At 60.2% G+C, this 8,076-nt stretch carries 7 protein-coding genes and 6 tRNA genes; 12 read left to right on the top strand and 1 reads right to left on the bottom strand.

The features are described 5' to 3' along the window. Positions 1-93: 93 nt before the first annotated feature. The 11 genes from ACUVTA_RS07325 to ACUVTA_RS07275 all read left to right on the top strand — a co-directional run bounded on the left by ACUVTA_RS07325 (position 94) and on the right by ACUVTA_RS07275 (position 6,740). Complete coding sequence (locus ACUVTA_RS07325) at positions 94-1,248, top strand: pyridoxal-phosphate-dependent aminotransferase family protein (RefSeq protein WP_445952298.1); 1,155 nt, start codon at positions 94-96, stop codon at positions 1,246-1,248. Then, on the top strand, positions 1,241-2,824 hold the full coding sequence (serA, locus tag ACUVTA_RS07320; RefSeq protein WP_445952297.1) for a phosphoglycerate dehydrogenase: 1,584 nt from the start codon (positions 1,241-1,243) through the stop codon (positions 2,822-2,824). Before ACUVTA_RS07325 ends, serA begins: the two co-directional genes overlap by 8 nt. Positions 2,825-2,843: 19 nt before the next feature. Further along, positions 2,844-4,145 (top strand): serine--tRNA ligase, encoded by a 1,302-nt coding sequence (serS, locus tag ACUVTA_RS07315; protein ID WP_445952299.1) that lies wholly within the window; start codon positions 2,844-2,846, stop codon positions 4,143-4,145. Between the two features lie 498 nt (positions 4,146-4,643). After that, positions 4,644-4,889: an AbrB/MazE/SpoVT family DNA-binding domain-containing protein gene (locus ACUVTA_RS07310; protein WP_445952296.1), complete on the top strand. Its 246-nt coding sequence runs from the start codon at positions 4,644-4,646 to the stop codon at positions 4,887-4,889. Then, complete coding sequence (locus ACUVTA_RS07305; protein WP_445952295.1) at positions 4,886-5,281, top strand: type II toxin-antitoxin system death-on-curing family toxin; 396 nt, start codon at positions 4,886-4,888, stop codon at positions 5,279-5,281. Before ACUVTA_RS07310 ends, ACUVTA_RS07305 begins: the two co-directional genes overlap by 4 nt. A gap of 91 nt (positions 5,282-5,372) precedes the next feature. After that, positions 5,373-5,462 (top strand) — tRNA-Ser (locus tag ACUVTA_RS07300). 118 nt (positions 5,463-5,580) lie between these two features. Further along, positions 5,581-5,678: transfer RNA gene (locus ACUVTA_RS07295), tRNA-Ser, on the top strand. A 6-nt stretch (positions 5,679-5,684) separates the two neighbouring features. Continuing rightward, a tRNA-Arg gene (locus tag ACUVTA_RS07290) sits at positions 5,685-5,760 on the top strand. A 104-nt stretch (positions 5,761-5,864) separates the two neighbouring features. Continuing rightward, positions 5,865-5,941: transfer RNA gene (locus ACUVTA_RS07285), tRNA-Arg, on the top strand. Between the two features lie 129 nt (positions 5,942-6,070). Then, positions 6,071-6,583 (top strand): tRNA adenosine(34) deaminase TadA, encoded by a 513-nt coding sequence (gene tadA, locus ACUVTA_RS07280; protein WP_445952294.1) that lies wholly within the window; start codon positions 6,071-6,073, stop codon positions 6,581-6,583. 63 nt (positions 6,584-6,646) lie between these two features. Further along, a tRNA-Ser gene (locus ACUVTA_RS07275) sits at positions 6,647-6,740 on the top strand. Between the two features lie 51 nt (positions 6,741-6,791). On the opposite strand, the gene ACUVTA_RS07270 is transcribed toward ACUVTA_RS07275, so the two are convergent. Then, positions 6,792-7,598 (bottom strand): HD domain-containing protein, encoded by an 807-nt coding sequence (locus ACUVTA_RS07270; RefSeq protein WP_445952293.1) that lies wholly within the window; start codon positions 7,596-7,598, stop codon positions 6,792-6,794. A gap of 223 nt (positions 7,599-7,821) precedes the next feature. Here ACUVTA_RS07270 and ACUVTA_RS07265 point away from each other — a divergent pair. After that, a tRNA-Ser gene (locus ACUVTA_RS07265) sits at positions 7,822-7,914 on the top strand. The last annotated feature ends 162 nt before the right edge of the window (positions 7,915-8,076 follow it).

Genomic DNA, 8,076 nt, shown 5'->3' with positions numbered 1-8,076 from the left:
TAGTGTAGCCGGGCTGGCGCTCCCTGCGGACAGGTAAGCACTTTTTTTGTGCTTCTTTAATTGATTATTTAATTTGGAGGGCAGAACCAAGAGATGGCAAAGAAGATGCGGCTCTTCATTCCAGGTCCTACACCCGTGCCGCCGCAGGTGGCGGAAGCGATGACCCGACCGCTTATAGGGCACCGGACGCAGGAGTTTGCGGACCTCTACCGGCGTATCGAGGATAAGCTGCGCAAGGTTTTCGGGACGCAGAACGAGATTTACGTGCTGACCTGTTCGGGGACGGGCGGTATGGAAGCGGCGGTGGCCAACGTGGTAAATCCCGGGGATAAAATCCTGGCGCTCGTGACCGGAAAATTTGGCGAAAGATTTGCCGAGCTGGCCAAGATTTACGGCGCCGACGTGGACGCGCTGGAATTCGGTTGGGGCAATCCGGTTGACGTGGCGCTGGTTGAAGCGCGGCTCAAGAGCCAGAAATACAAGGCGGTACTGGCCACCCACAACGAGACCTCAACCACCGTGGTCAACGACATCCGCGCGATCGGGGAGCTAACGCGCCGCTACGGAGCGCTCCTCTTGGTGGACGCGGTTTCGAGCCTTGGGGGTATCGCGATAGAAGCTGACGCCTGGGGCGTCGATATCCTGGTGACGGCTTCGCAGAAGGCGCTCATGGTGCCGCCGGGCCTGGCGATGGTAAGCGTCAGCCCGCGGGCCTGGGAGGCGATAAACGAGGGGCGCGCGCCGCGTTACTATTTGAGTCTGCCGGCGGCGAAGAAGTCCCTCGCGAAGTTTAATACCCCTTACACGCCGGCGGTATCTCTTTTTGCGGGGTTAGACGTCGCGCTGGACATGATTTTAGACGAGGGTCTGGAGAATGTTTACGCGCGCCACCGGATTTTCGCGCGGGCTACCCGGGCGGCAGTGCGGGCGCTGGGGCTAAAGCTCCTTGCGCCCGAGGCGTGCGCGTCGCCGGTAGTGACCGGGGTCTGGGTGCCGGAAGGGATGAACGCTGACGACCTCCGGCGGCTCCTTCTCAAAGAATACGGGGTGCTGCTGGCCGGCGGGCAGGCGCAGCTCAAGGGGCGTATTTTCCGTATTTCGCACATGGGTTACATCGACGCGGTGGACCTCTTAGGGGCCCTGGGCGTTCTTGAAATAGGGCTGCAAAAATTCAGCTACCCGGTGACTTTCGGCGCAGGGATAGCGGCGGCGCAGGCTGTCCTAGCGAGAGGTGGGCAGGATGTATAAGGTGCTCGCCACCGACGGCGTAGCCGTGGAGGGTCTTGCGGTTTTACAGAACGCACCAGATGTAGAGCTTGACATCCGGCCCAAGCTCTCTTCTGAAGAGTTGCTGGCAATCATCCCCGATTACGACGCGCTAATCGTCCGCAGCGCTACTAAGGTAACTGCCGCGGTCTTGGAGCGCGCGGCGAAACTCAAGATCATCGGTCGTGCAGGGGCGGGGGTAGATAACATTGACGTGCGGGCGGCAACAGCGCGCGGGATCATCGTCGCTAACGCCCCCGGCGGCAATACTATCGCCGCAGCGGAGCATACGATGGGGATGATGCTCGCTTTAGCCCGGAACATTCCCGAGGCGAATGCCCGGCTGAAGGCAGGCGTCTGGGATAAGAAGTCTTTTGTTGGCGTGGAGCTCCGGCACAAGGTGCTCGGGGTCATTGGTATCGGCCGTATCGGCTCGGAGGTAGCGAAGCGGGCGCTGGCTATGGAGATGGAAGTTATCGCTTACGATCCCTATATACCGGCGGAGCGGGTAGAAGAACTCGGTGTACGCATGGTTTCTCTCGATGCTCTCTTACGCCAGGCTGACTTCATCACCATCCATATCCCGCTGAGCAAGGAGAACTACCACCTCTTAAACAAAGAGGCCTTTGAAAAGATGAAGCCAGGAGTTCGGATTATCAACTGCGCTCGCGGCGGTATTGTCGACGAAGCGGCCCTTTATGCTGCTTTGAAAGAGGGAAAGGTTGCCGGCGCGGCGCTGGACGTCTTTGAACAGGAGCCGGTCACCGATAGCCCGCTCTTCTCCCTGCCTAACGTCGTCGTAACGCCGCACCTCGGCGCTTCCACCGTGGAAGCGCAGTTAGGCGTGGCGAAGGTCATCGCCGAAGAAATCTTAGTGGCGCTCCGGGGCGGCTTCGTGCGCAACGCGGTAAACGTGCCCTTTGTTCGGCCCGAGGTGCTTGCGGAGATCGGCCCCTTTATCGGGCTGGCGGAGAAACTGGGCCGTTTTGCGGCGCAGTTAGTTAGTGGCCGGATCGGTCTGGTCGAGGTGAGCTTCAGCGGTGAAATAGCGCAGTATGACGTGAGCCTGCTCACGAGGGCGGTCCTCAAAGGGGTGCTGAGCATCGCCCTCCAGGAAGCGGTCAACTTCGTTAACGCCAACGAAGTCGCCAAGAAGCGCGGCATTCGCGTCACCGAAACCCGGCGAAGGGAAGAAGAGGACTACGTCAGCCTCATCACCGCCCGGGTAGTCGCCCCCGAAGGGGAGCGGACCGTGGCGGGGACCCTCCAGCGGGGCAAAGAACCGCGCGTGGTGGCCATCGACGGCTACCGGGTAGATACTCCTCTCGAAGGACACATGCTCTTCATCCCCCACATGGACCGGCCGCGCATTATCGGGCGCGTAGGTAATCTGATTGGGGCACAGGATATTAATATCGCGGCGATGCAGGTGGGCCGCAAAGTGATCGGTGGTCCGGCGGTCATGCTCCTGGCAGTGGATAGCCCAGTACCGGAGGAAACCCTGGCAGAGATCGCCAAGGTGGACGGGATTATGGGCGTAAAGATGGTGAGCCTGTAGAAATTTTTTGGAGGAAAAGATGCTCGACCTGAAATTTGTCCGGCGGAATCCCGAGATTGTGCGGGAGGCGTTGAAGAAACGGGGTTACGGTGACGAATTGCTTGAGCGGCTACTGGTGGCGGATGCGGCCTGGCGCGAAAAGCTCGCGACCGTCGAGCAGCTCAAGAGCCGGCGGAATGCTGTTTCGGAAGAGATCGGCCGGCTAAAGAAGGCGGGGCAGGACGCCGCGGCGTTGGTCGCGGAGATGCGGGTCGTAGGTGACCGGATAAAGGAGCTGGAAGGAGTCGTTCGCGGTTACGAAGAGGAGATTCGCACGCTACTTCTTGGCATCCCGAACATCCCGCACGCCTCGGTGCCCTTCGGGCGGGACGCAACAGAAAACCCGGTGGTAAGCAAATGGGGTGAGCCGCGCCGGTTTAGTTTCACCCCCCGTCCCCATTGGGAAATCGGGGAACGCACCGGCATCCTTGACTTCGAACGGGCGGCTAAAGTTTCGGGGGCGCGCTTCACTTTTTACCGGGGTGCGGGGGCGGCGCTCGAGCGGGCGCTTATAAGCTTCATGCTTGATCTGCACACCCACGAACACGGCTACACCGAGCTTTTTCCGCCGTTTCTGGTTAACAGCGCCAGCATGACCGGGACGGGGCAGCTGCCGAAGTTTGCCGCGGATATGTTCAAGGTCGAGGGTGAAGACTACTACCTAATTCCGACAGCGGAGGTCCCGGTGACGAACTACCACCGGGAGGAGATCCTCGACGGGAGCCTCTTACCGTTGAAATACGTAGCTTACAGCGCCTGCTTCCGGGCGGAGGCGGGCGCAGCCGGCCGGGATACCCGGGGCCTTATCCGGCAGCACCAGTTCAACAAGGTGGAGCTCGTGAAGTTCTGCCGCCCGGAGCAATCGGACGAGGAGTTAGAGAAACTTTTGCGGGACGCCGAGGAGGTGCTGCGGCGCCTCGGCCTGCCCTACCGGGTGGTAGTGCTCTGCACCGGCGACCTGGGCTTCGCCGCCGCGAAGACATACGATATCGAAGTTTGGCTGCCGAGCTTCGGTGAGTACCGCGAGATTTCATCCTGCTCCAACTTCACCGATTACCAGGCGCGCCGGGCGAATATCCGCTACCGGTCGCACGCGAGGGCGAAGGCAGAGTTCGTCCACACGCTGAACGGCTCCGGCCTGGCGGTGGGCCGCACGGTGGCCGCGATCTTGGAGAACTACCAGGAGGAGGACGGGTCGGTGGTGGTTCCGGAAGTGCTCCAGCCCTACATGGGGGGACTCAAGCGAATCCCGACCATTGGGGGGAAGTCTGCTGGTACCTAAGGTCGCCGGAGAATCCTGGGAAAAGGCGTGTACGGGCGACGAAAATAGAGAAGGGCAGCTATGGCGGCTGCCCTTTGTGTTGTAAACCAGCCTACTTCGGTCTGCGGGCCACCGTCAGCAGCCCTCTTTGCAATGGGTGACTGGCCGCAGGAAGAAGCGTTTGTGCAGCATCACCCGGCACCTCCCTCCTGGTGCGTGGGGGCGCGGGGCCCCCGAGACGCCGTTAATAAAATGGTTATGCAGGAGGGCCGGCACTTGTGTCAGAAATTTCCGACAAGGGCGCGGGACTGGGAACCCTCTAGCTGCAGGCTATCGTTTTGGCGGCCTTTGGCTGCGGTACGCTGGCTCTGGCTGCGCTTCGTTTCCGGAAAATCCTCGATATAGCCGCCCGGCTTTTGAAAATTTTTAAAGAAGAGAGGACAGAAATTCTCTTGAAGCGGCGGCGCACCTCGGTTATAATCGTAATAACCGTAATTACGTCGCGGGCGAGGTAACTTTATGGAGGTACGGAAGGTTTTCCGGGCCGGCAACAGCCTGGTGGTCTCCCTGCCGCAGGAGATGCTGCGGGAGTTAGATCTGAGCGAGGGCAGCCGGATCACCGTTTCCGTGGACCGGCAGCGGGGCGAAATCGTCCTCCGGCCTTTCGCGGGCGCCAGCGGATTGCCGGTAGCGGGCGATTTTGCTGCGGAAGCGGAAGAGTTTATCAACGAATACGCCGGGGTGCTGCGGGAGCTCAAGAAATGAAACCGCTGACGGTTGAGGAGGTGCTTTACCTCCACTACCGGATTACCAAAAAAATAGGTGGGCGCCAGGGCGTGCGGGCGCTATCCCTCCTTCAGAGCGCTCTTGAGCGGCCTTGTATAACAATGGGGGGCAGGGAGCTTTACCCAGCGCCCTTTGAGAAAGCCGCGGTGCTCCTGACCGGCATTTTGGCGGGGAAGCCCTTTTACGATAATAACGCGCCTACGGCTCTTGCCGCCGCTCTTTTGCTCCTGGGCCGGTTTAGTCTGCGGGTTCAGCCAGCGACGGGACTGGGGGAAATGTTAGCGGCGGCCGGGAAAGGCGATTGGCGTGCGGTGGCGGCCTGGCTGCGCGGTCGGAGCAGGCCGGAGGAGGGGCCGGCTGCCGCTTTGTAGCGGCTGTACCCGTGGCGTCCCGGGCTCCTTTTGCACCCAGCACGCGTCAGTTGACACCTGCCGGGCCGGTGTGCTATAGTAAAAAAGCATGGGAGGGGTGTCCGAGCGGTCTAAGGAGGCGGTCTTGAAAATCGCTGAACCCTCTGTGGTTCCGTGGGTTCGAATCCCACCCCCTCCGCCAGGTTAATGGTTAGATGCCAGAGGTTGGCGCTTGGAAACCGCGGGAGAATTCGCAGGGGTAAATTCCGGCAGGTAGGAAGGTCCGCCGACCGGTATCTGGCGTTTAACAACGACGAAACGGAGAGATGGCCGAGCAGGTCGAAGGCGGTCGCCTGCTAAGCGACTACAGGGGGCTTGAAACCCTCTGTCGCGGGTTCGAATCCCGCTCTCTCCGCCATTTTGCGCGCCCGTAGCTCAATGGATAGAGCAACAGACTACGGATCTGTAGGTTGGGGGTTCGAATCCCTCCGGGCGCGCCATTTTCGGCAGCAAGAGGCAGGAGGTCGGAAAAGAAGGAGGAATTCGCGTTAGCGAAATTCCACAAGGTTTCTGCATCCGGTATCTTGCCTTTGATATCTGTTATGCGCCCGTAGCTCAGGAGGATAGAGCAGCGGTTTCCTAAACCGCGTGCCGGGGGTTCGAGTCCCTCCGGGCGCACCATTTACCGGCAGCAAGAGGCAGGAGGTCGGAAACCCCTATATGTAGGGATTGAGCTGGGTTAGAGGGTAATCAAGGGCGGGGACTGGCGAGGCCAGTTCTGTTTGTATTTCTGCAAGGACCTAATTACGCGTGGGTGATCTGCTAGTATTGGCCAAGGACGAGGATTTCATGCGGGAGGCGCTGCGGGAGGCAGAAAAGGCCGGGGCCACAGGCGAGGTGCCCGTGGGTGCGGTGGTGGTGGTCGGGGATGAAGTTATTGCGCGCGGCCACAACCTGCGCGAAAACCTGAAGGACGCCTCCGCCCATGCGGAATTGCTTGCGTTGCGGGAAGCGGCGCGGCGCCTCGGTGACTGGCGGCTTACAGAGGCGGTGGTTTACACCACCGTCGAGCCGTGCCCGATGTGTGCGGGGGCGCTGGTGCAGTTCCGGGTAAAAAGGGTGGTTTACGGTGCCGCCGACCCGAAAGCGGGAGCCGCCGGTTCGGTGGTGGACCTCTTACGGGAGCCGCGCTTTAACCACCAGGTCGAGGTGGTTGCCGGGGTGCTGGAAGAGGAGTGCCGCGAGGTAATGCGGCGTTTTTTCCGGGAGCTGCGCCGAAAAGAGGGAACACCGGCCGCAAGTAGCAGCCAGTGTTTAAAATAAAAATTGGGTAGCTGCCGTCAGATATGGACCGGCGCCGCCGCCGGACAAGCGATAACTAAAAATGGAGAGATGGCCGAGTGGTTGAAGGCGCGCGACTCGAAATCGCGTAGGCGGCTCAGAAGCTGTCTCGTGGGTTCGAATCCCACTCTCTCCGCCAGAAAGTTGGCGGGGCCAAAACGGCCCCTTTGTTGCTTTAAACCGCAGGGGATCAAGGGGTCGGGGTAGTAATGGCGAGGGCGCGCTGCAAATGTTTTTGTAGGTGGGTGCCTACAGCCCTGATTTCCGGCGTGTCGGGAAGGGAACGCATGATCGCCCGGAAGTAGCCCTCCCGGGCGATTGTCGCCAGCGTGTACGGAAAATAGATGTCGTAAATCCAGGAGAGGTAAAGGAGCTTCCGGTCGTTGAGATTTTTGGTAGCGGCGTAGTTGCATAGTTCCCCCCGCAGGAGACTCTGAACAAGTTCCGGGGAGTAGCCTGGCGTATTGGGGATGCTGGCGATGAAGAGCGGATCAGGCCCTCCAGCGCGGGCGCATTCGGCGGCAAACAGCCCCAGGATGTCGAGCTTATCGGCGTCGCGGATGAGTCTGGCGAAGAGGAGCTGCCGGTCTTCAAGATTCGGGGGGAGGGCCGGGAGGTTGTGGAACGCAATCGCCTTGAGGATAAGGTCGCGATCTGCCGCCGCGAGGGGGGAGAGAATGGCGGCGGCTTCAAGCTCTTGCACGCTAAGTAGAGCGTGGTTTTCGGAAAGCCGGTCGTCAAAGGTCCGGTACCGGAAAACCTGTTTAAAACGCCCGAGGTCGTGGAAGAGGGCGATGGTTTCCGCCAGACGCAAGTCTTCCTCTTCCAGGCCTAGTGAGCGTCCGATCTGGAGGATATTCCGGCACACCCGCCCGGTGTGCGCCGCTTTGTACCGGATACCGCGCCGGATTAAGGGATCAGGGGTATCAAAGCGCCGGACATAGGCGCCAAACCAACAGCGGAAACGCTTTAAGTCTTCGCGGTGCAAGATCCCCACCCTTTGCCGCGTTCCCTTACAGGAGTTTATTTTTTTCAACTCTACCACATACAACCGTTCCGGTAAAGCATTCGGCGGCTTTACGCCTTGTAGAGCCGCGGTGCGGTGCCTGTTTACCCTTAGTCCGGAGGGTGACCGGAAGCGGCTTGATATTTAGGGCGCGGAAGCGTATAATTAAAAGAGCGCCAGGGAATTCGAAAGGCCCCGGTGAAAAAGTCCAGGTGGAGAGGTGGCCGAGTGGACTAAGGCGCTCGCCTGGAGAGCGAGTAGACGGGCAAACCCTGTCTCGTGGGTTCGAATCCCACCCTCTCCGCCAGTTTCAGAAGCAAGAGATTGGCGGTCGGGAAAACGGCGAAGATTCGTCTTGGGAACGCCGCCAATTGGCTGCAAGCTGGCCGCCGGTGATTAACGTGCGACGATTGATTTTGGCCGTGCTAAACGGGGAGGTAGCGGTGCCCTGTACCCGCAAGCCGCTATA

The organism is Thermodesulfitimonas sp. (genome assembly GCF_052743955.1).
This window is presented reverse-complemented; position numbering and strand designations above follow the sequence as displayed.

What these genes read in the sequence shown, in the direction of transcription:
- ACUVTA_RS07325 (WP_445952298.1), top strand. Translation starts at nt 94, where the DNA reads ATGGCAAAGAAGATGCGGCTCTTCATTCCAGGTCCTACACCCGTGCCG.
- serA (WP_445952297.1), top strand. Translation starts at nt 1,241, where the DNA reads ATGTATAAGGTGCTCGCCACCGACGGCGTAGCCGTGGAGGGTCTTGCG.
- serS (WP_445952299.1), top strand. Translation starts at nt 2,844, where the DNA reads ATGCTCGACCTGAAATTTGTCCGGCGGAATCCCGAGATTGTGCGGGAG.
- ACUVTA_RS07310 (WP_445952296.1), top strand. Translation starts at nt 4,644, where the DNA reads ATGGAGGTACGGAAGGTTTTCCGGGCCGGCAACAGCCTGGTGGTCTCC.
- ACUVTA_RS07305 (WP_445952295.1), top strand. Translation starts at nt 4,886, where the DNA reads ATGAAACCGCTGACGGTTGAGGAGGTGCTTTACCTCCACTACCGGATT.